The sequence below is a fragment of the Mycolicibacterium pyrenivorans genome, from assembly GCF_025821625.1.
Classification (GTDB): domain Bacteria; phylum Actinomycetota; class Actinomycetes; order Mycobacteriales; family Mycobacteriaceae; genus Mycobacterium; species Mycobacterium pyrenivorans.
In genome coordinates this window covers 15,636-34,886 of the sequence record NZ_JACKSH010000020.1, presented here as the reverse complement: position 1 = coordinate 34,886, position 19,251 = coordinate 15,636, and the positions used below count along the sequence as shown (strand labels likewise).

General features: G+C 68.0%; 16 protein-coding genes, 1 tRNA gene and 2 pseudogenes. 9 read left to right on the top strand and 10 right to left on the bottom strand.

Annotated elements, in window-relative coordinates; translation table 11 throughout:
- Nucleotides 1-18 precede the first annotated feature (18 nt).
- Nucleotides 19-762 carry a hypothetical protein gene (locus H7I57_RS02460; protein ID WP_264021686.1) on the bottom strand — a complete coding sequence of 248 codons (744 nt, stop codon included), beginning with the start codon at nucleotides 760-762 and terminating at the stop codon, nucleotides 19-21.
- A gap of 278 nt (nucleotides 763-1,040) precedes the next feature.
- Here H7I57_RS02460 and H7I57_RS02455 point away from each other — a divergent pair.
- A pseudogene (locus tag H7I57_RS02455) lies at nucleotides 1,041-2,057 on the top strand (multidrug effflux MFS transporter); the annotation flags it as partial.
- Nucleotides 2,058-2,137: 80 nt separating this feature from the next.
- On the opposite strand, the gene H7I57_RS02450 reads toward H7I57_RS02455, so the two are convergent.
- The 3 genes from H7I57_RS02450 to H7I57_RS02440 form a co-directional block, all read right to left on the bottom strand.
- Nucleotides 2,138-2,758 carry a hypothetical protein gene (locus H7I57_RS02450; RefSeq protein ID WP_264021682.1) on the bottom strand — a complete coding sequence of 207 codons (621 nt, stop codon included), beginning with the start codon at nucleotides 2,756-2,758 and terminating at the stop codon, nucleotides 2,138-2,140.
- Nucleotides 2,759-2,923: 165 nt separating this feature from the next.
- Nucleotides 2,924-5,941 (bottom strand): UPF0182 family protein, encoded by a 3,018-nt coding sequence (locus H7I57_RS02445; protein WP_264021680.1) that lies wholly within the window; start codon nucleotides 5,939-5,941, stop codon nucleotides 2,924-2,926.
- Nucleotides 5,942-6,018: 77 nt separating this feature from the next.
- Nucleotides 6,019-7,041, bottom strand: coding sequence for a YlbL family protein (locus tag H7I57_RS02440; RefSeq protein WP_264021679.1), 1,023 nt, complete (start codon nucleotides 7,039-7,041; stop codon nucleotides 6,019-6,021).
- A 134-nt stretch (nucleotides 7,042-7,175) separates the two neighbouring features.
- On the opposite strand from H7I57_RS02440, the gene H7I57_RS02435 reads away from it, so the two are divergent.
- From H7I57_RS02435 to H7I57_RS02425, 3 genes are read left to right on the top strand one after another with little or no spacing between them, the layout of a single operon-like run.
- Nucleotides 7,176-8,573, top strand: a complete 1,398-nt coding sequence (locus H7I57_RS02435; protein ID WP_264021678.1) for a zinc-dependent metalloprotease — start codon at nucleotides 7,176-7,178, stop codon at nucleotides 8,571-8,573.
- 54 nt (nucleotides 8,574-8,627) lie between these two features.
- Entirely contained in the window at nucleotides 8,628-9,473 is an 846-nt protein-coding gene (locus H7I57_RS02430; RefSeq protein ID WP_264021677.1) for a bacteriocin biosynthesis cyclodehydratase domain-containing protein, read from the top strand.
- A gap of 55 nt (nucleotides 9,474-9,528) precedes the next feature.
- Nucleotides 9,529-10,866, top strand: coding sequence for a macrolide-binding ATPase MABP-1 (locus H7I57_RS02425; protein WP_264021676.1), 1,338 nt, complete (start codon nucleotides 9,529-9,531; stop codon nucleotides 10,864-10,866).
- 21 nt (nucleotides 10,867-10,887) lie between these two features.
- Here the strand turns inward: H7I57_RS02425 and H7I57_RS02420 are convergent, their stop codons facing one another.
- The 3 genes from H7I57_RS02420 to H7I57_RS02410 form a co-directional block, all read right to left on the bottom strand.
- Complete coding sequence (locus H7I57_RS02420) at nucleotides 10,888-11,166, bottom strand: WhiB family transcriptional regulator (RefSeq protein ID WP_264021675.1); 279 nt, start codon at nucleotides 11,164-11,166, stop codon at nucleotides 10,888-10,890.
- Between the two features lie 170 nt (nucleotides 11,167-11,336).
- Nucleotides 11,337-11,516, bottom strand: coding sequence for a hypothetical protein (locus tag H7I57_RS02415; RefSeq protein ID WP_264021674.1), 180 nt, complete (start codon nucleotides 11,514-11,516; stop codon nucleotides 11,337-11,339).
- A gap of 110 nt (nucleotides 11,517-11,626) precedes the next feature.
- On the bottom strand, nucleotides 11,627-13,768 hold the full coding sequence (locus H7I57_RS02410; RefSeq protein WP_275080805.1) for an ATP-dependent DNA helicase UvrD2: 2,142 nt from the start codon (nucleotides 13,766-13,768) through the stop codon (nucleotides 11,627-11,629).
- 70 nt (nucleotides 13,769-13,838) lie between these two features.
- Between H7I57_RS02410 and H7I57_RS02405 the strand changes: the two genes are divergently transcribed.
- On the top strand, nucleotides 13,839-14,093 hold the full coding sequence (locus H7I57_RS02405; protein ID WP_264021672.1) for a mycoredoxin: 255 nt from the start codon (nucleotides 13,839-13,841) through the stop codon (nucleotides 14,091-14,093).
- Here the strand turns inward: H7I57_RS02405 and H7I57_RS02400 are convergent, their stop codons facing one another.
- Together H7I57_RS02400 and H7I57_RS02395 are read right to left on the bottom strand one after the other, a co-directional pair.
- On the bottom strand, nucleotides 14,094-15,947 hold the full coding sequence (locus tag H7I57_RS02400) for an MFS transporter (RefSeq protein WP_264021671.1): 1,854 nt from the start codon (nucleotides 15,945-15,947) through the stop codon (nucleotides 14,094-14,096).
- A gap of 134 nt (nucleotides 15,948-16,081) precedes the next feature.
- On the bottom strand, nucleotides 16,082-16,312 hold the full coding sequence (locus H7I57_RS02395; RefSeq protein ID WP_308204302.1) for a hypothetical protein: 231 nt from the start codon (nucleotides 16,310-16,312) through the stop codon (nucleotides 16,082-16,084).
- Between H7I57_RS02395 and H7I57_RS02390 the strand changes: the two are divergent.
- Nucleotides 16,303-17,242: pseudogene (locus H7I57_RS02390) on the top strand (FAD-binding oxidoreductase). The gene H7I57_RS02395 and the pseudogene H7I57_RS02390 sit on opposite strands and share 10 nt — an antisense overlap.
- A gap of 137 nt (nucleotides 17,243-17,379) precedes the next feature.
- Nucleotides 17,380-17,456: transfer RNA gene (locus H7I57_RS02385), tRNA-Met, on the top strand.
- A 67-nt stretch (nucleotides 17,457-17,523) separates the two neighbouring features.
- Here the strand turns inward: H7I57_RS02385 and H7I57_RS34040 are convergent.
- Entirely contained in the window at nucleotides 17,524-17,910 is a 387-nt protein-coding gene (locus tag H7I57_RS34040; protein ID WP_275080804.1) for a tyrosine-type recombinase/integrase, read from the bottom strand.
- On the opposite strand from H7I57_RS34040, the gene H7I57_RS02375 reads away from it, so the two are divergent.
- Together H7I57_RS02375 and H7I57_RS02370 are read left to right on the top strand one after the other, a co-directional pair.
- Nucleotides 17,814-18,059, top strand: coding sequence for a hypothetical protein (locus tag H7I57_RS02375; protein WP_264021698.1), 246 nt, complete (start codon nucleotides 17,814-17,816; stop codon nucleotides 18,057-18,059). The two genes, H7I57_RS34040 and H7I57_RS02375, sit on opposite strands and share 97 nt — an antisense overlap.
- 650 nt (nucleotides 18,060-18,709) lie before the next feature.
- Nucleotides 18,710-19,156, top strand: coding sequence for a hypothetical protein (locus H7I57_RS02370; protein ID WP_264021670.1), 447 nt, complete (start codon nucleotides 18,710-18,712; stop codon nucleotides 19,154-19,156).
- Nucleotides 19,157-19,251 lie beyond the last annotated feature (95 nt).

Genomic DNA, 19,251 nt, shown 5'->3' with positions numbered 1-19,251 from the left:
GCGGCCGTCCGGCCGTGATCAGGGGCGCGGCGCGGGCAACAGATGCAGCGGCGACGGCCAGCGCGCCGGCGGAGTGCCGAACGCCGCGTGGGCGTGGGCGACGATCTTCTTGCCCATCATCCGATTTCCCACCCCGCCGACAACCGCCCCGATGCCGACCGGCAGGAGTTTGCCGAACGCGATGGCGCCGCGCTTGAGGGTGTAGCGCTTGACGAAGTAGCGCAGCAGCCGGGAGTTCAGTTGTGACACCGCGGGCAGCGGCAGTGATGCGGCGCCGTCGGCCAGCCACGCCCCGCTGGTCCGTCCGGGGCCGACGAGGTCGGTCACGGCCTGCCTGCCGTCGTCGCCGACGAGCACCGCCAGCACCAGGGCGCGGCGCCGCTCGCGGTGTTCGGCCGGGATACCGTGCACCTCGGCCACCGCGAGCACGTACACGGCCGTCGCCTCGAGGAACACCACGGTCTCGCCCGCGACGGCGGACATGGCGACCAGCGTGCCGATACCGGGGAACGCCGCGGCGGATCCGACGGCTGCGCCGCTGGCCATCACCGCGGCCATGTAGTGCTTGTCCAGCTTCTCGACGATGTCGGCGGGGCTCGCCCCGGCGTTGTGCTCGCGCAGCCGTTCGACGTACGCCTTGACGGCCGGAGCCTGGACGCGTGCGCCGCGTTCGATGATCTGGGAGAGCACCTTGGCCAGCGTGCCCGGATCCTCGTCTTTGACGGCGGGCACTTGCTTCTTGGCGCGTGATCGGGCACTCATTCGGTGGCCCCTCCCTGTGCGATTCTGTCGAATCGACTTCCGGACCGCCTTCGGCGGATGCTCTCAGGCTAACGCGTGTCAAACGAACGGCGGCGTACATACCGTCCCCGAACGTGATCGCGGTCACTGTTGGTGATTCGGGGAAGAAATAATTGGAAAGCGACGCTAACCAATTCCATGGCAGTATCCGTGGACGTGGATGGGAAGCAACCGAAGTCTGACTTGGCGGCTCAGCCGCCGGGGTCTGACTTGCGGCTCAGCCGCCGAGCCGAACCAGGATGATCTTCGTCCTCGGACTCCTGGTGGCGCTCGGCCCGCTCACCATCGACATGTACCTGCCTGCGTTGCCGAAGATCGCCGACGAGCTGTCGGTGACCTCATCCGTCGCCCAGCTGACGCTGACCGGCACGCTCGCCGGTCTGGGTCTGGGCCAGCTGGTCATCGGCCCGCTGTCGGACTCCCTCGGCCGGCGTAAACCGCTGTTCGCCGGGATCGTGCTGCACATGCTCGCGTCACTGCTGTGCATGTTCGCCCCGAACATCGCCGTTCTCGGCATCGCCCGCGGGTTGCAGGGCGTCGGGGCGGCCGCCGGCATGGTCGTCGCGATCGCCGTCGTCGGTGATCTGTACAAGGACAACGTCGCAGCCACGGTGATGTCGCGGCTGATGCTGGTACTCGGCGTGGCGCCGGTGCTGGCACCGTCGCTCGGGGCGGCCGTGCTGCTGCACGGATCCTGGCATTGGGTTTTCGCCGCACTCGTCGTCGTGGCCGGGGCGCTGCTGCTGATGGCGGTCCTCGCGCTGCCCGAGACGTTACCCGCCGACCACCGGCGGCCGCTGAAGCTACGCGGTATCGGAGCGACCTACCTGGAACTGCTGCGCGACGTCCGGTTCGTGATCCTCGTCCTGGTCGCCGGGTTGGGCATGTCCGGTCTGTTCGCCTACATCTCCGGTGCGGCCTTCGTACTGCAGGGTCGCTTCGGGCTTGACCAGACGGCCTTCGCGCTCGTGTTCGGGGCGGGCGCCGTCGCGCTGATCGGCACCACGCAGTGCAATGTGGTGCTGCTCCGCCGGTTCGCCCCCCAGCAGATCATGGTGTGGGCGCTGGTCGCGGCATCGGTGTCCGGCGCGGTGTTCGTGGCGCTGGCGAGTGCCCGGGTCGGCGGGCTGGTCGGGTTCATCGTGCCGGTGTGGGCGATCCTCGCCGCGATGGGTCTGGTGATTCCGAATGCGCCCGCCGTCGCGCTGACGCGCCACACCGAGGCCGCGGGCACCGCAGCCTCGGTGTGCGATGCATAGCATCGCTCACCGTCCTGGCGACCGCTTGGCCGCGGCTCCACGGACAACCCAAGCGGACCCGCTCGCCCCCTGAGACGTCAGACCATCTCGGGCACCCGCAGGTGTGCCAGCACCAGGTCGAACTCGCATTCGTCGAGGATCTCGGCACCGCTGTCGCGGATCGTCGCGGCCTTGATCGCATCCGTGGCGATCCGGCTGTGCCTCATCGCCTCGGCGCTGTCGAAGGTCACCGACGCGACCCCGAAGCCGGAGTCGCGGTCGACCAGAAGGCTGGCGCTGCAGAATCCGTCGAGTTCCTCCAGCGCGGGAATGGTGGCGAGGCGGTAGCCGTCGACGGCGCGGTCGGCCAGTTCGGGCTCGACCCGGGCCCACGTCACCCGTACGCACGCCCCAGGGGCCGAGCGGTGGTCGCGGTGCAGTGCGGCGATCTCCCACTCGTCGACGGTGGGGCTGCCGCCGAGGATCTCCGCAGTGTGATCCCGGTACCCGGCGGTCACCGTGCGGCTGGCCCTCATCGCCTCCTCGGACTGCCAGGCCGTGGTCGCGATGCAGCGCCCGCTCTGGCGGTCCACGAGCAATGACAACCCGACGTAGCCGTCGAGGCCTGACAACCCGGGCCACACCTTGTCGTGGATGTAGGTGATCCCGGCGTCGATCGCCGAGGACCGTGCATGAATGGTGGAACTGCGTGCGTACATGCTCTGCCTCCATGGTCCGCGGCAGCGTCCCAGCGGCGCCGCCGGACCACTCCATCGTCCTCCGCGGCGTGGCCCAGAGCAATGGCCCCGCGATTCAGGAAAGAGCCTCAGCCGCCGAGACCACCTGCAGCGGCCCGGCAACCGATAACGCATCGGCGGATGTGGCTATTCGGTCGACTGGTACTCGCTCACGGCATCGTCGAGACGTTGCAGCGCTTCGCCGTACTGTGCGAAGTCACCGCTGCGCTGCGCTTCCTGCAGGGCGTCGAGGGCGGCGTTGACATCTTGCAACGCCGCGGATTTCGCTCCCGACAACTGGGTCGGACCCGCGGGCGGAACCGCCGTCGGCACCTCAGGCTGCGCCTCGGCGTTCTGACCCGGCCGGTTCGCGGGCGGTGTCGCCGCCTGCTGCTGGTTGCCCGGCGGGCGCGCCGTGGGCGGCTGTCCGGCGGGCGCGCCGGTGGGTTCCGGCCCGGTGGCGGTGGCGTCGGCACCGGGTCCGAACAGGTCGGTCAACGCGTCGCGCACGGTCGGCCCGTACCCGATCTTGTCGTTGTACATCATCGCGACCCGGATCAGGCGGGGGTACGACGATGCCGCGTCACTGGCGCCCGGGGACGCGAACACCGGGGCGACGTAGAGCAACCCACCCTCGGCGATCGGCAACGTCAACAGGTTGCCCCAGCGGATCCGGTTCTGGTTGTCGCGGCCGATGACGCCGAGGTCCTGGCTGACCGCGGTGTCGGTGCTGATCGCGTTGAACGCCAGCTTGGGTCCGTTCACCTGACCCGGGATCGTCAGCACGGTGATCCTGCCGTACGTCTCGGGGTCCGAGCTGGCGCTGATGTAGGCCGCGAGGAAGTCCCGTCGGAACCGGTTCATCGCACTGGTCAGCTGGAATGACGACGAACGGTCCTCCAGCGCAAGGTCTTTGGCGACGATGTAGTACGGCGGCTGGTAGCTGCTGGCCGTCGGGTTCGGGTCGAGCGGCACGTCCCAGAAGTCGGACGTCGAGAAGAACGTCACGGGGTCGTCGACGTGGTACTTGGCCAGCAGCGCGCGCTGCACCTTGAACAGGTCCTCGGGGTAGCGCAGGTGCTCCTGCAACTCCGGGGTGATGTCGCCCTTCGGCTTCACGGTGTCGGGGAAGACCTTCATCCACGCCTGCAGCACCGGGTCCTGCTCGTCCTGGGCGTACAGCGACACGGTGCCGTCATAGGCGTCGACGGTGGCCTTGACCGAGTTGCGGATGTAGGACACCTGCTTGTCGGGCTGCAGACGGTTCAGTGCCACCTCGTTGGAGTCGGTGGTCGCCGCCGACAGCGACATCAACTCCGAATAGGGGTAGTTGTCCAGCGTGGTGTAGCCGTCGACGATCCAGACGATCCGCTCGTTGACGATCGCCGGGTACATCGCGGTGTCCGTCGTCAGCCACGGCGCCACCGCCTTTACCCGCTCCGCGGGATCCCGGTTGAACAGGATCTTGCTGTCCTCGCCGATCACGTTGGAGAACAGGAAGTTACGCTCGGCGTACTTCGCAGCGAACACGCTGCGGGAGATCCAGTTGCCGATCGGCACACCGCCGGAACCGGTGTAGGTGTAATTCCTTGTGTCGGTGTTGGTTTCGTAGTCGTATTCGCGCGGTGCGCCGTTCTCGCCGACGATCGCGTAGTCGGCGGGCGTGTTGGCGATGACCGGGCCGTAGTAGATGCGCGGCTGGGCCAGCGGCGCAGGCCCGGGTGAGACCACCTCGCCGTTGGCGCCGACGACGCTGGCCAGGAACTCCGGGTAGCCGCCGTTCTGGTTGGGGTCGTTGGCCACCCCGCGCACCGTGTTGGCCGGCGAGGCGATGAACCCGTTGCCGTGGGTGAACACGGTGTGCCGGTTGATCCAGTCACGCTGGTTGTCGATCAACCGGTCCGGGTTCAGCTCCCGCACGGCCACCACGAAGTCACGCAGGTTGCCGTCCTCGTCGGGGTAGCGGTCCATGTTCAGCTGATCGGGGAAGTAGTAGAAGTTCTTGCCCTGCTGGAACTGCGTGAACGCCGGGCTGACGATGTTCGGGTCGAGCACCCGGATGTTCGAAGTCGTCGCCCGGTCCGCGGCCACCTGCTGCGCGGTCGCGGGGGCGTTGCCCGCGTAGTTGCGGTAGGTCACCGTCTCGTCGGTGAGGCCGTAGGCCTGCCGGGTCGCGGCGATGCTGCGGCTGATGTACTCGCTTTCCTTCTGCGCGGCGTTGGGCCGGACGCTGATCTGCTCGACGACCAACGGCCAGCCGGCGCCGACGATCAGCGACGACAGCAGCAGCAGGACCACGCCGATGGCGGGAATCCGCAGATCGCGAAGGAAGATCGCGGAGAAGACCGCGGCGGCACAGATGACCGCGATGGCCAGCAGGATCAGTTTGGCGGGCAGCACCGCGTTGATGTCGGTGTAGCCGGCGCCGGTGAACGGCTTCCCGCCGCGGGTGTGGCTGAGCAGCTCGTAGCGGTCGAACCAGTAGGCGACCGCCTTGAGCAGCATCAGGATGCCGACCATCGTGATCAGTTGGATGCGGGCCGCACGGCTGAGCGCACCGGCGCGACCCGACAGCCGGATGCCGCCGAACAGGTAATGGCCCAGCAGGTTCACGATGAAGGCCAGGAAGGTCGCGACGAACAGGTACGACAACACCAGCCGGTAAAACGGCAGATCGAAGGCGTAGAAACCGAGATCGATACCGAACTGCGGATCGGTGACGCCGAAGCTGCCACCGTGCAGGAACAACTGCACCCGGTCCCAGTAGCTCTGCGCCACGAAGCCCGACAGCACGCCGATGAACGCCGGCACCCCGATGCCCACCAGGCGCAGCCGCGCCATCACCGCGGTGCGGTAGCCCGCGATGGGATCGTTGGGACCGGCCGTCGGCACGAACACCGGCCTGGTGCGATACGCAAGGGCCATCGCAGCGAACACGACGGCCCCGATGAGGATCGCGACGACGAAGAAGATCACCAGCCGCGTGACGATCTGGGTCGTGAACACCGACCGGTAGCCGAGCTCGCCGAACCACAGCCAGCTGACGTAGGTGTCGATGAAGCGGGGCCCGATGAGCAGCAACAGCACCGCGGCGAGGGCAACCCCGATCAGAACCCGGCTTCGTCGTGTCAGTTTCGGCATTCTCGCCGCGGGACGCATCCCCACTCGATCACTCCAGTCTCGAACATTCCCAGCAGTTGCTCAGGTGCCCTAACTCTACGCACCCACCAGAAGCCGCCGCGTCAGCAGCGGGGAGGTTCGCCACCAGCGGAAAGGGTTCGCAGCGAGTCGATCGCCCCTTCGAGCGTGTGCACCTCGAGAAGTTCGATGCCGTCCTCGTCCGCGGTCTTGGCCTCGGCGCAGTTGTCGGCCGGTACCAGGAACACGGTGGCTCCTGCGTCCTTGGCCGACACGATCTTGTGGGTGATGCCGCCGATCGAGCCGACCTTCCCGTCGCCGGTGATGGTGCCGGATCCGGCCACGAACTTCGACCCGTTCAGGTCGCCGGTGGTCAGCTTGTCCACGACGGCGAGGCTGAACATCAGCCCCGCGGACGGTCCGCCCACGTTGGCCAGGTTGAAGTCGACGGTGAACGGCGCCCACGGCGCGTCGAGTACACCGACCCCGAGCAGGCCCTGGTCACCTTTGGGGTGCTTGCCCAGCGTGATCTCGGCGGTCCCGAGCGGGGCGTTCTTGCGCCGGTAGTCGACGACGAGCGTGTCCCCCGGTTTGGTGCCCTTGAGGATCTCCTGGAACTGCTCGAGGTTGGCCACCGGCTTGTTGTCGACGCCGTCGATGGCGTCGCCGGGCTGCAGCTTGCCGTCGGACGGACCGTCGGGGTCGACGCTCTCCACGGTGACGGCCATCGGGTACTTCAGGTAGTGCAGCGCGGCATACTCGGCGCTGTCCTCGGACTGCCGGAAGTCCGTGGTGTTCGCCTCGTCGATCTCTTCCTTCGACTTGTCGGGCGGGTACACGAGGTCGCGCGGTATCAATTGGTCCCGCCCCGAGGCCCAGAACACCAGCGCCTGCCCCAGCGTCAGACCGTCGCGCTGCGACACCGTAGTCATGTTGAGATGCCCGGTGGTGGGGTGAAGGTCGGCGCCCTCGATGTCCACGACCTGCTCGCCGTCGATCTCACCGAGCGTGTCGAACGTCGGGCCGGGGCCCAGCGCCACGTAGGGCACCGCCACCAACGTCAGCAGTATGCCGAACGCCAGGACCGGCACCAGCGCGACGATCAGGGTCGAAATCCTCCTGTTCACGCCGCCCACAGTAGAGGTTGCGACATCACGGTTCCGCGCACACGATGCCGCGGTCGTGTGGCGGCACGAGCGGTTCACTGACAGCGTGACCCGCATCGCCGCACGACGGCGGCACGGTGAGTACGGTTGAGGACATGGCTGACCCGCCTTTTGGCTTCTCCGCCGGGGACGACCCCGAGCGCGACAAACGCAAAGACCCCGGCTCCGGTGGCGACCCCTTCGGGGGTGCGTTCGGAGGCGGCGGCGAGTTCGACATGTCGCAGCTGGGTCAGATCTTCAGCAAGCTCGGTGAGATGTTCAGCGGGGCGGGCAACCCGACCGCAGGCGGGTCGACGTCCGGGCCCGTCAACTACGACCTGGCCCGCCAGCTCGCGTCGAGTTCCATCGGTTTCGTCGCCCCGGTGCCCGACCAGACCCGCACCGCCATCTCCGACGCGGTGCGCCTGGCCGAGACCTGGCTGGACGGGGCGACCCCGCTGCCCGCCGGAACCACCAGGACGGTGGCGTGGACACCGACCGAGTGGATCGACAACACGCTGGACACCTGGAAGCGACTGTGCGATCCGGTCGCCGAGCAGATCTCGACGATGTGGGCCTCGGCGCTGCCCGAGGAAGCCAAGGCGATGGCGGGCCCGCTGCTGTCGATGATGTCGCAGATGGGCGGCATGGCGTTCGGCTCGCAGCTGGGTCAGGCGTTGGGCAAGCTGTCCCGAGAGGTGTTGACCTCCACCGACATCGGGCTGCCGCTGGGACCCAAGGGGGTCGCGGCGCTGATGCCCGAGGCGGTCGAGGCGCTCGCGGAGGGCCTCGAGCATCCGCGCAGCGAGGTCGTCACCTTCCTCGCCGCCCGCGAGGCCGCGCACCACCGGTTGTTCAGCCATGTGCCGTGGCTGTCCAGCCAGCTGCTCAGCACCGTGGAAGCCTTCGCCAAGGGCACCAAGATCGACATGAGCGGCATCGAGGAGTTCGCGCGCGGATTCAACCCCGCGTCGTTGACCGACCCGACCGAGATGGAGCAGCTGCTCAATCAGGGCATCTTCGAACCGAAGGCCACCCCTGAACAGACCGTTGCGCTGGAACGGCTGGAGACGATGCTGGCCCTGATCGAGGGCTGGGTGCAGACCGTCGTCTCCGACGCCCTGGGCGACCGCATCCCGGGCACGCCTGCGCTCAGCGAGATGCTGCGCCGGCGGCGTGCCACCGGCGGTCCGGCCGAGCAGACGTTCGCCACCCTGGTGGGACTGGAACTGCGGCCCCGCAAGATGCGGGAGGCCGCGGCGCTGTGGGAGCGGCTCACCCAGGCTGTCGGCGCCGACGCGCGGGACGCGGTCTGGCAGCATCCCGACCTGTTGCCGAGCGCGTCGGACCTGGACGAGCCCGCGGGGTTCATCGACCGGATGGTCGGCGGAGACACCAACGGTATTTACAGCGCCATCGAGCAGGCCATCGCGGACATCGAGTGGGACCACGTCGAGCGCGGCATCGTCGACCCTGAGACCGGAGACGACGGAACCGCGGGCCCGAAGCAGTAGCGGGGCCTGTGGATAACTCGGCTCGGGGCCGCTGTCGCGTGCCAGTGTCGATCCATGACCCGATATGCCCTCAGCCCGTCGCGGCCGGTGCTTCGCCGACCCGACGAGACGATCCAGGTGGGTTGGGATCCGCGCCGTGCGGTCGTCGTGCATCCGCCACCGGGCCTGCCCGCAGCCGCCCTCGCCGACGTGCTGCGCGCCCTGCAGTCCACTGCGACGATCGCCGAACTCGAAGCGGTCGCGAGCGGTCACGGCGCCGACGCCTCCGGGGTCGCGGCGCTGGTCACCCGCCTGGTCGAGTCCGGCGTCGTCACCGGTCAGGCACCCCGACGCACCCGTGCGGCGTCGATCCGCATCCACGGCATCGGCCCGTTGACCGACCTGCTGACCGCGTCGCTGCACCGCTCCGGCGTGCGGGTCAGCCACAGCAGCAGGACCCATGCATGCACCGGCGGTGCCGACCTCACCGTGCTGACCGACTACCTGGTCGCCGACCCGCGGGTGGTGCGTGAACTGCACGACGCCGGGGTGCCGCACCTGCCGGTGCGGGTGCGTGACGGGGCCGGCCTGGTCGGCCCACTGGTGATCCCCGGCGTTACGAGCTGCCTGCGCTGCGCTGACCTGCACCGCAGCGACCGCGATGCCGCGTGGCCGGCGGTAGCCGCGCAGCTGTGTCAGACCGTGGGCACCGCCGACAGGGCGACCGTCCTCGCCACCGCCGCGCTGGCGCTCAACGAGGTCGACCACGTGGTGCGCGCGGTGACCGACGACTCCGGCCCCGACGATGGCGCCGCACGACCGTCTCCTCCCGTCACGATGAACACCACCCTCGAATTCGATGTCGCCACCGGCTCGATCACGGCCCGCAGGTGGCCGCGACACCCCGACTGCACGTGCTGAGCGCGCATTGTGACATCGCGCGTTTCCAACCAGTTGGTCGGAGCGCCATCCAGTCATGGATGATGGACTGGTGAGTGACATCAAGCGGGGGCGCGCTGCGCGCAACGCAAAGCTGGCGTCGCTGCCTGTGGGCATGGCCGGACGAGCCGCGCTGGGCTTCGGCAAGCGTCTGACCGGCAAGTCCAAGGACGACGTCAATGCCGAACTGATGGACAAGGCCGCCCAGCAGTTGTTCACGGTGCTCGGTGAACTCAAGGGCGGCGCGATGAAAGTCGGGCAGGCGCTCTCGGTCATGGAAGCCGCGATCCCCGAGCAGTACGGCAAGCCCTACCGGGAGGCGCTCACCAAGCTCCAGCGTGAAGCCCCGCCGCTGCCAGCGGCCAAGGTGCACCGGGTGCTCGACGGGCAACTGGGCACCAAATGGCGCGAACGGTTCCAGTCGTTCGACGACACCGCGATCGCCTCGGCAAGCATCGGCCAGGTACACAAGGCCGTCTGGGCCGACGGCCGCGAGGTCGCGGTCAAGATCCAGTACCCCGGCGCCGACGAGGCGCTGCGCGCGGACCTCAAGACGATGCAGCGGATGGTCGGCGTGCTCAAGCAGCTCTCCCCCGGCGCGGACGTCCAGGGTGTCGTCAACGAGCTGATCGAGCGCACCGAGATGGAGCTCGACTACCGGCTCGAGGCCGACAATCAGCGCGCGTTCGCCAAGGCCTATGAGGGCGACCCGAATTTCGTGGTGCCGCGGGTGGTCGCCAGCGCCCCGAAGGTCGTCATCCAGGAATGGATCGACGGCGTTCCGCTGTCGCAGATCATCCGGGAAGGCACCCAGGAGCAGCGCGATCTGATGGCCACCCGGATGTTCGAGTTCTGTGACGACGCGCCGACGCGCCTCGAGATGGTCCACGGTGACGCTCACCCCGGCAACTTCATGCTGATGACCGGAAACCGGATGGGCGTCATCGATTTCGGCGCGGTGGCGCCGATGCCCGGCGGCTGGCCCGTCGAGCTGGGGCAGCTGCTGCGCTACGGCGTGGACAAGAACTACGAAAAGCTGCTGCCCACCATGGAGAAGGTCGGGTTCATCCAGAAGGGTCAGCAGGTGTCGATCCGCGAGATCGACGACATGCTCAAGCAGTACGTCGAACCCCTGCAGGTCCCGGTGTTCCACTACACCCGCAAGTGGCTGCAGAAGATGACGTCGCTGGAACTCGACAAGGCGGCCAGCCAGATCAAGGCCGCCCGCCAGATGGACATCCCGCCGAAGCTGGCGATACCGATGCGGGTCATCGCGTCGATCGTCGCGATCTCCTGCCAGCTCGACGCGCACGTCGACACCCGGCGCATCGCCGAGGAGACGGTGCCGGGATTCGCCAACCCCGACGCGGTGTAGCGCGCCGGAGCCGGCTGAGAATCACGCGGCCACACGGTCTTTCGTGTCTTTGCGCGGCCGCCCGCGCGGTCGCTTGCGGGCGATGACGGTGCCCCGGTCGAGGATCTCACCGCCCCACACGCCCCACGGCTCCTGGCGTTCCAGTGCCGCGATCAGGCACTCGCGCCGGATCGGGCAGTCCGCGCACAGCGCCTTGGCCTGCTCGAGATCGCGCGGGTCCTCCGCGAACCACAGGTCCGGGTTGTCCCCATCACGACACGGCACCGCCAGCTTCGTTCTCTCACATGTCAGGGAAGACATGTCCGGTCCTCTGCTTCCTGGTCGTCTTGAAAACGTCGTTGTCAACTTCGGCCATCTGTCTTGGATGGATCTGCGACCAGGTGTTCGGTTCGAAAAGGATTCCGAAACGAATCTGGCCACGGATCCGGGTGATTGCGGGTCCGTGGCCTTCAGGCGTTTCGTGGGCTCTGCTAGATGGAGCCCCGATTCACGGACGCGGCAGTCGTGCCGGTTGCGGCGCGGCGCTTACGCGGCGCCGCAATGGCGGCGGTGGCGGGAATGGCGGCGGCGGGGTGCGCCCCGATGGGGGCATGGAGGGTCCGCGACATGCCGGCAACGCTTACGCCGGTGAAGTAGAAATTGCTTTCCATGATCGTGGCACCCTCCTTTCGCACATGGCCTTCGTCTGTGTGTTCTGAGGTTAGACGGTAGCAGCCGAAACCCTCAACCGATTTTCTGAGCTGCGGGTATGGCACGATTTTTACGAAGTTTGGCGGCCTTTGACCATCGCGAGCACATCCGGACCGAACTGTTCGAGCTTGCGGGCGCCGATGCCGGGGATGGCGACCAGTGCCGCGTCGTCGGTCGGCAGCGCCTCCGCGATCGCAATCAAGGTGTTGTCGGTGAACACCACGTAGGCCGGCACGCTCATCTCCTTGGAGATGCGTAGCCGCCAGTCCTTGAGTTCGCCGAGGAGTTGTTCGTCAAGATCGGACGGGCAGTCTTCGCAGCGGCGCAGCATGATCGCCGCCGGCGACGTCAGCGCCGCGTTGCAGACCCGGCAGCGCGGGGCCGGGCCGCGGGCTTTACGCGGCTTGCTCGGGCCCCCCGCTGCGCTGACGCGTTGCGACTGCGGCGCGATGCCGTTGAGGAAGCGCGACGGGCGCCGGCCCTGCCGCCCACCGGGAGCCCGGGCCAACGCCCAGCTGAGCGCCAAATGCACTCGCGCCCTTGTGATTCCGACGTACAGCAGCCGACGCTCCTCTTCCACCGGCTCGCTGTCGGGGCCGTGGGACAGTGCGTGGGAGATCGGCAGGGTGCCGTCGGCGAGCCCGACGAGGAACACCGCGTCCCACTCCAGGCCCTTGGCGGCGTGCAGCGACGCCAGCGTGACGCCCTGCACCACCGGGGGGTGGCGGGCGTCGGCGCGCTGGCGCAACTCGGTGACCAGGGCGCGCAGGTCGAGGTGCGGACGCTGCGCCACTTCTTCGTCGACGAGTTCGGCCAACGCGGCAAGCGCCTCCCAGCGCTCCCGCACCCGGGTGCCCGTCGGCGGCTCGGCCGTCAGTCCCAGCGGCTCAAGGACGGCGCGCACGATCTCCGGCAGTGCACCGTCGGCGTTCGCGGCGTCCCGTTCAGCGGCGCGCTGCAATGCCAGCAGGGCCTGCCGGATCTCCTGGCGGCTGAAGAAGCCCTCCCCGCCGCGCACCTGGAACGGGACGCCGACCTCGGTGAGCGCCTCTTCGTAGGCCTCCGACTGGGCGTTGATGCGGTAGAGCACCGCGATCTCGGAAGCGGCAGTACCGGATTCGAGCAACCTCTTGACGCCGCGCGCCACCGCGGTCGCCTCGGCGACCTCGTCGGGGTACTCGCTGAACGTCGGCTCGGGACCGGGTGGACGCTGGCCCACCAGGTGCAGCCTGCTGCCCGCCATCCGGCCACGTGCGGCGGCGATGACCCGGTTGGCCAGCGACACCACCTGCGGCGTGGAGCGGTAGTCGCGCTCCAGCCGCACGACCGCCGCCTCGGGGAAGCGCCGGGAGAAGTCGAGCAGGTAGCGCGGTGAGGCGCCGGTGAACGAGTAGATGGTCTGGTTGGCGTCCCCCACGACGGTGAGGTCGTCGCGGCTGCCCAGCCAGGCGTCCAGCACCCGCTGCTGCAACGGGGTGACGTCCTGATACTCGTCGACGACGAAGCAGCGGTAGCGGTCGCGGAACTCCTGGGCCACCGTGGCGTCGTTCTCGATCGCTGCGGCGGTGTGCAGCAGCAGGTCGTCGAAATCGAGAAGCGCCCTGCCGTCGTGGCGGGCCTTGAGCCCCTCGTAGGCCTCGTACACCGCGGCGATCTTGGCCGCGTCGAACGGGATGTCGCGTCCCGCCCGGGCGACGGTCGCCGCGTAGTCCTCCGGGCTGATCAGAGAGCCCTTGGCCCATTCGATCTCGCCGGCCAGGTCGCGCACGTCGTCGGTGCTGGTGGGCAACCCGCGGCGGTTGGCGGCCTGAGCGACGATCGAGAACTTGGTGTCCAGCAGCTGCCACTCGGTGTTGCCCACCACGCGGGGCCAGAAGTAGGCCAGCTGGCGGCGCGCCGCGGCGTGGAACGTCATCGCCTGCACCGTTTCCAGGGACGTCTCGGCCTCGTCGCTGCTGAGGGCACGCAACCGGCCGCGCATCTCGCCCGCCGCGCGTTGGGTGAACGTCACGGCCAGCACCTGGGAGGCGACGACGTGGCCTGCGCTCACCAGATGGGCGATCCGACGGGTGATGGTGCGGGTCTTCCCGGTCCCGGCGCCGGCCAGCACACAGACCGGTCCGCGGGCCGCGAGGACCGCCTCGCGCTGCTCCTCGTCGAGATCGCCCAGCAGCCGGTCACGCGAGGCTGTTGGGGACATGCCGACCATCATGTCAGCGCGGCCCGACAATCGCGGCCCGCGACGCGGGCATGACTCCGGCGTCGACTACGTTGAAGGCCTTATGAGCGCTGATCAAACCGCTGCGGTGACCATGTACACCACCACATGGTGTGGCTACTGCGTCCGTCTGAAGAAGGTCCTCAAGAACGAGGGCATCGCCTTCGCCGAGGTCGACATCGAGACCGACCCGGCCGCCGCCGACTTCGTGGCGTCGGCCAACGGCGGAAATCAGACCGTGCCGACGCTGAGGTTCGCCGACGGGTCGACGCTGACGAACCCGAGCGGGGCGCAGGTCAAGGCCAAGCTCGCCGGTTAGTCAGTCGTCCGAATCCCGCGCGTGCCTGCCGCGCGCCGGGGTGTCACGGTGACCGGCGACGGGTCCGCCCGGCGGAGGCGGTGCGTCGCCGTCGACGTGGAACCCGTTATGCGGTGCCCGCTTCGATTCCCGCGGTGCCGCTTCCGCCAGCAGCTGATCGAGGATGCTGCGCCATTCCTGTTGCGGCACAGCAGGTTCCGGCACCGACGTTGCCGGGGCCTCTCGCACCGGGCCGAGGACGTCGGTGTCGACGGTGTCGACTTTGTCGTCGGTGCCGACGGTTTCGTCCCGGTGCACGACGTACTCGACGTACTCGTCGTCGTCGAGGAACGGGCCGTCGTCCCACTCCTGGGGCACGTCGCCGGCGTGATCGGCGGCATCCGCCCGATGCGGATACGCCCTGGTCGTGGCGAACCCCAGCAGAAACAGCGCGGCGATCACCCCGAGCAGCGCGATGAACGCCGGCAGCAACATCGCCTGCGACATCGCCGCGGCGAACGGCGCGTGCAGGAAATCCGGCAGCCGGGAGACCGATCCGTCGGTCCGCGGCGTCGCGTCGGCCGCGCCCGGCATTTCGGCCGACAACCGCGACGCCATGAACGCGGCCATGCCCGCGCTGCCGAGCACCGACCCCACCTGACGGTTCGTGTTGTACACCCCGGAGCCCGCCCCGGCCAGTTGCGGAGGCAGGTTCCTGGTCGCGGTGGCGGCCAGCGGCGACCAGATGAACGCCATGCCCACCCCCATCGCCGTCAGCGGGAGGACCAGGCGCCAGACCGGAGTTGTCGGCGTCATCTCGATCGACAGCCAGGTCAGCCCGATCGCCATCACCGAGAAGCCGAACCCGACCACCGACCGCGGATGGGCCCGGTCGACGATCCGGCCGACAAGCGGCGCGAGCACCCCGGTGACCACAGCCATCGGAGCGGTCAGCAGGGCGGCCTGCGTCGGCGTCATCCCGCAGACCGCCTGGGCATAGAACATCAGCGGCAGGATCATCGCGGTGGCGACGAAGCCGATGGTCGCCACCCCGAGGTTCGACATGGAGAAGTCGCGATCGCGGAAGATGAGCAGCGGGATCAGCGGCTCGCCGGGGTTGATCGACTGCCAGTAGAGAAACGCGGCCATGACCGCGACGCCGATCGCGATGGACGCCCAGATCCACGGCGCCCAGTCGCGGGACTGGCCCTCCTGCAGCGCGAAGACGATCAGGAACATGCCGACGCCCGACAGAATCACCCCGGGCGTGTCGAACCCGTGTTTCTGCGTGGGCAGCACCGGCACCAACCAGACGGCCAACACAAGCCCGATGATGCCGACGGGCACGTTGACGATGAAGATCCACTGCCAGCCCAGGTGTTCCACCAGAACCCCACCGGCCAGTGGCCCGACGAGGGTGGCCACTCCCGCGGTGGCGCCCCAGACGCTCATCGCGACGCCGCGGCGATGCGCCGGGAAGGTTCGGGTGATCACCGACAGCGTCTGCGGCGTGAGCAGCGCCGCACCGACGCCCTGGACGACCCGGGCGGCGACCAGCGTGCCGATGCTGTCGGCCAGACCGCACCACAACGACGCCGCCGTGAAGACGGCGAGGCCGAGCAGGTAGACGTTCTTCGGCCCGTACCTGTCTCCCAGGCCGCCTGCCACCAGCAGCGGCACCGCGTACGCCAGCAGGTAGGCGCTGGTCACCCAGATCACCGCGTCGTAGTCGGCGCCCAGGCTCGTCATGATCGCCGGGTTGGCGACGGCCACGATCGTGGCGTCGACCAGGATCATGAAGAAGCCGACGAGCAACGCCCACAACGCATGCCACGGGTTGACGGCCCGGGCGCGGGGGGTCACGGTCTCGAACATGTGGTGATCGGCAGTCTCGTGGGGTCGGGGAAATCGGCGAGGATCGAGCTAGGTGTCGATGCATGGGGCAGGCGACGGCCCGACGCTACGTACCGACGAGAATCCCGACAAGTCCGCACCCGGAGCTCTCGCCGTCAGACAGGCTCGGCGACCGCCCCGTCAGGAATGGCGTCCGTCGCCGCGGACCGGTGCACGCCGGTCACCAACAGTGCCAGAAGTGCGATCATCACGCCCGCCGACATCACCACCGCCATGGAGAGTTCGTCGTTGCCCAACACACCCACCACGGGTGCGATGGCCGCGCCCAGCCCGAACTGGAACGCTCCCAGAACCGGACTTGGCGAAAGGCACTTCGATGACGACACCGACCGACCTGGCGCGCGCCGAGGCGCTGCACAGGTTGCGTGACCATGTTGCGACGCCCGTGGCGCTGAACGGGGAGCCCGGCTACGAGCGCTGCACCCCGTGGAACGTGGCGGCGCCCGTGAACCCCGCGGCGGTCGTGTTGGCTACGTCGCCAGAAGATATCGCGGGCACCGTCAGGTTCGCCGCGGCACACGGCTACACGGTCACCGTCCAGGCGACCGGACACGGCGCGGTCGGCGTGGGGCAGGACAGCATCCTCGTGCAGACCTCGGCGATGAAGCACTGCGCGGTGGATGTTCTCACCGCACGGCCCGGGTGGGTGCGGGCGCGCGGTGGCAGGACGTGCTCGACGCCGCCACCACGCACGGCCTGGCGCCGCTGTGTGGTTCGGCGCCCGGCGTCGGCGTGGTCGGGTACCTCACCGGCGGCGGGATCGGCCCGCTGGTGCGCACGGTGGGGCTGTCGTCGGATCACGTGAGGGCCTTCGACGTCGTCACCGGCGAGGGCACGCTGCTGCGCGCCACCCCCGAGGAGAACGCCGACCTGTTCTGGGGTCTGCGCGGCGGCAAGGCCACGCTCGGGATCGTCACCGCGGTCGAGATCGCTCTGCTGCCGATCTCTGAGTTCTACGGCGGCGCAGTGTATTTCGACGGCGACGACGCCGTCGCGACGCCGCGTTCTCGCTCGCGGTGATCGGCGCGCCCGTCCCGGAGATCGCGGACATGGTGGTCGGCCATGCGTCGGCGGTGACACGCGCGGTCGCGCCGTGGGCTACCGGCGCGCAGATGCCGAACTTCGCGCCGTCCTACGACCCGGCCCGACCGGCGCGCGTGTACCACGAGGACACGCTGCACCGGCTGGCCGCGCTGGCGGATCGGTACGACCCGGCCCGGGTGCTGGCCACCGGCCAGGTGATCCGCGCCACGTAGTCGCCCCGCGAGCTCGCGTGTCTGCACGCCGACGCGCCGCAAATCGTGTGCAAATGCGCGACCTCGCGACCCGCGAGGTCGCTTGAACAGGCGATTTGGATGCACATCGATTACATGGGTAACCTTGCGTTCACCATCGCGGGGTGGAGCAGCTCGGTAGCTCGCTGGGCTCATAACCCAGAGGTCGCAGGTTCGAATCCTGTCCCCGCTACCAGGTAAAACGGCCCCCGGAGATGGCTCCGGGGGCCGTTTTCATGCAGCGTGTGAACGGATTGTGAACATTAGCCTTGCTCATCATCTGATTCCTGGTCTGGTTCGGGTTCCCAGCCGTCCCCGATGAGGAACGACGCGGCCTGCTGGGCCGCCTCACGGTCGTCGTTCGTGATCACGTGGGCGTAGGTCTGGAGGAAGAATCCGACGTCCGCGTGTCCGATTCGTTCGCTGAGAATCTTCGGGCTGACACCGGCTTTCAGTGCGCCGGTGGCATACGAGTGGCGCAGATCGTGGAAGGTGATCCGCGAGAGCCTCGCGGCGGCGGCGAGGCGGTCGAATCGCTGTCTGATCGTGTCGGATGTGGTGGGCGCCCGTCCTCGAAGGTGAACACGTAGTCGCCGGGGTGATAGTCGGCGCCGAAGAACTCGCGCTCGCCGTCTTGATGCTCGCGCCATCTGCGCAGTGCCGCGACGGTGGCCCGATCGATCGATATCGTCTGGTCGGCATTCTCGGTTTTGCCACCCGCTTTGTCCCGCGCGTGGCCAGCGACGACGACCCGGTTGTCGTGCACGGTGATCTCGCCGGCGTCGAGGTCGACGGCTGACCACTTGAGACCACAAATCTGGCCCCGTTAGGATCCCGGTTGTCAGTTCGAGGAGGAAGAGCGGTGCGAACCGGTCGCGCTGCACCGACAGGAGGAAGGCTTGGATCGGGCGTCCACACCATGCGACGCTTTCGAGGCCGTTTGGGTGGTTTGATGTTGCTGGCCGGGTTGTAGGCGATGTACTGAAAGCGTCAAACGCCACGAAGAACAACTCCGCAATCACCAAACCACCACCCCGACGCTGAACCATTCCGCCCGAAACGCAGGTCCATGCGCCCCGATTAGCCGGTCAATGTTGGGATAACGCTGCAGCCGAATCGTTCTGGGCCACACCGAAAGTCGAGTTCTACGACCGATACCGGCGCCGGCACCACTCGGCCCTCGGTATGATCAGTCCGGTCGACTACGAGGGTCGATTCAATCAGACGGCAATAGCCGCCTGACCCTGTGTCCGCCAAACGGGGTCAAGCCCATCTCACCTCCTCCTTTCAACGCTCGTTGCTGTGACTGCAGGGCGCAGCCTTGACGCCTGCTATTTGCGGCCCTTACTATCGCCCTTCAGGTCAATGAGTTTGCTAATTAATCCAATACTTCAGCCCCGGCAGGCCACTGCCGCGCCGCCACACCAGGAGGGGGAGGAACATCGACTGATGGCCAACACCCAATCCGCCATCGCGGTGGTCAGTCGTCTGCAGCGGTGTTGCCAACGCAGTACGAATTCTCGTCTCGGACGGAAACCACGGATCGGCAATGCCGAGCGGCAAAGTAGGCGGGTTGCCCTTGCGGCACAAGCCCGCGAGTTCGCGGATGGTTCGGTTGCTGCTCACCTGGAACGACGCGTTGATGTAGTAGTCACCTGCGACGTCGTAGCCGACGAGATCGCCAAAGGCGCACCTGTGCGCGAATTACGGGCCGAGTACGTCGGCAAAGTCACCGATCCAGACATGCTCGCGGCTCGGCTCATGCATAATTGCGGGCTGAAAGTTGTCGTCAATATAACTGCGGCCGACGCTAACGGTCTGCCCCTTCCGCGGGAACGGTGCTTGCAACTGACCCGCTATTTGCTGCCGACAGACATCTGCGAGGGAGCTTCGTGAGTTTGCGCGACGATTTGTTACCGCGGCTCGATGAGGGGGGCCGTCCAACTCCGCCTTCCCACGGTGTCGTCCCAGGCAGAGGGCAGCACCGGCTG

Coding starts and splice junctions, on each gene's coding strand:
- H7I57_RS02405 (WP_264021672.1), top strand. CDS start 13,839: ATGAGCGCTGATCAAACCGCTGCGGTGACCATGTACACCACCACATGG.
- H7I57_RS02420 (WP_264021675.1), bottom strand. CDS start 11,166: ATGTCTTCCCTGACATGTGAGAGAACGAAGCTGGCGGTGCCGTGTCGT.
- H7I57_RS02460 (WP_264021686.1), bottom strand. CDS start 762: ATGAGTGCCCGATCACGCGCCAAGAAGCAAGTGCCCGCCGTCAAAGAC.
- H7I57_RS02450 (WP_264021682.1), bottom strand. CDS start 2,758: ATGTACGCACGCAGTTCCACCATTCATGCACGGTCCTCGGCGATCGAC.
- H7I57_RS02430 (WP_264021677.1), top strand. CDS start 8,628: ATGACCCGATATGCCCTCAGCCCGTCGCGGCCGGTGCTTCGCCGACCC.
- H7I57_RS02410 (WP_275080805.1), bottom strand. CDS start 13,768: ATGATGGTCGGCATGTCCCCAACAGCCTCGCGTGACCGGCTGCTGGGC.
- H7I57_RS02425 (WP_264021676.1), top strand. CDS start 9,529: ATGGATGATGGACTGGTGAGTGACATCAAGCGGGGGCGCGCTGCGCGC.
- H7I57_RS02400 (WP_264021671.1), bottom strand. CDS start 15,947: ATGTTCGAGACCGTGACCCCCCGCGCCCGGGCCGTCAACCCGTGGCAT.
- H7I57_RS02375 (WP_264021698.1), top strand. CDS start 17,814: ATGTGGTGGGCGCCCGTCCTCGAAGGTGAACACGTAGTCGCCGGGGTG.
- H7I57_RS02435 (WP_264021678.1), top strand. CDS start 7,176: ATGGCTGACCCGCCTTTTGGCTTCTCCGCCGGGGACGACCCCGAGCGC.
- H7I57_RS02370 (WP_264021670.1), top strand. CDS start 18,710: ATGGCCAACACCCAATCCGCCATCGCGGTGGTCAGTCGTCTGCAGCGG.
- H7I57_RS02415 (WP_264021674.1), bottom strand. CDS start 11,516: ATGGAAAGCAATTTCTACTTCACCGGCGTAAGCGTTGCCGGCATGTCG.
- H7I57_RS34040 (WP_275080804.1), bottom strand. CDS start 17,910: ATGGCGCGAGCATCAAGACGGCGAGCGCGAGTTCTTCGGCGCCGACTA.